The sequence below is a fragment of the Vibrio sp. Vb1554 genome (genome assembly GCF_033344235.1).
The window spans coordinates 1-1,086 of sequence record NZ_JAWPOJ010000407.1 but is presented as its reverse complement, the minus strand read 5'-3'; the positions used below and the strand labels follow the sequence as shown (position 1 = coordinate 1,086).

Sequence of the window (1,086 nt, the reverse complement as noted above, 5' to 3'; positions counted from 1 at the left end):
GCCATTCTCAACTTGTATGCTCACTGGTTCTGTGGAAGTTGCGCCACGAGCGGGCTTAGCGGATGCGATTGCAGATTTGGTTTCTACAGGTGCAACATTAGAAGCAAACGGCCTGAAAGAAGCCGAAGTCATCTTCAGATCCAAAGCGACGCTTATCCAACGCATTGGTGAGTTCGACGCAGACAAAGCAGAGTTGATCAATAAATTGCTAACTCGTATGCAAGGCGTTCAACAGGCAAAAGAATCAAAATACATCATGCTGCACGCACCAGCTGGAAAGTTGGAGCAAATTAAAGCATTACTGCCGGGCGCAGAAGATCCAACCGTTTTACCACTATCAGCAGACAAACAGAAAGTTGCCGTTCATTTGGTGAGTACAGAGAACTTGTTCTGGGAAACCATGGAACAGCTAAAAGAACTGGGTGCGAGCTCAATTCTAGTGCTACCAATTGAAAAAATGATGGAGTAACGGCAATGAGAACTGTTGTATGGCAATCACTGAGTGAAGAGCAACAAGATGCAATTTTAGAGCGTCCTGCCATTGCGGAGGGCGCGAATATTACCGCTGCAGTTGCGGATGTGATCGCAAAGGTGCGTACTCAAGGTGACGCAGCGCTATTAGAACTTACAGAAAAGTTTGACCGTGTAAAACCGGAATCAATCCGAGTTCCATCCAAAGAAATTAATGCGGCTTCAGAACGCCTTTCTGCGGAAATGAAACAAGCACTGGAGCAGGCTTACAGCAACATTGCTAAATTTCATAAAGCACAAAAGCCACAACCAATTAAAGTGGAGACACAACCTGGTGTGATGTGTGAGCAAGTGACACGTCCCATTCAAAAAGTAGGGTTGTATATTCCTGGTGGTAGCGCGCCATTGCCATCGACAGTATTGATGCTGGGCGTGCCTGCAAAAATCGCTGGTTGTCGTAAAGTGGTGCTTTGTTCTCCTCCACCGATTGCAGATGAAATTTTGTACGTTGCCAAGTTGTGCGGCATTGATGAAGTTTACAATGTCGGTGGTGGACAGGCGGTCGCTGCAATGGCTTACGGTACGAAAAGCGTCTCCAAAGTGGATAAAATTTTT

Annotated in this window: 2 protein-coding genes; both read left to right on the top strand. The window is 46.2% G+C overall.

Annotated features, from left to right (window positions below):
• Positions 1-469: ATP phosphoribosyltransferase (gene hisG, locus R8N28_RS26660; protein WP_318183847.1), on the top strand; the 469-nt coding region annotated here is incomplete at its 5' end.
• Between the two features lie 5 nt (positions 470-474).
• On the top strand, positions 475-1,086 hold a 612-nt coding region (locus R8N28_RS26655), incomplete at its 3' end, for a histidinol dehydrogenase (RefSeq protein WP_318183846.1).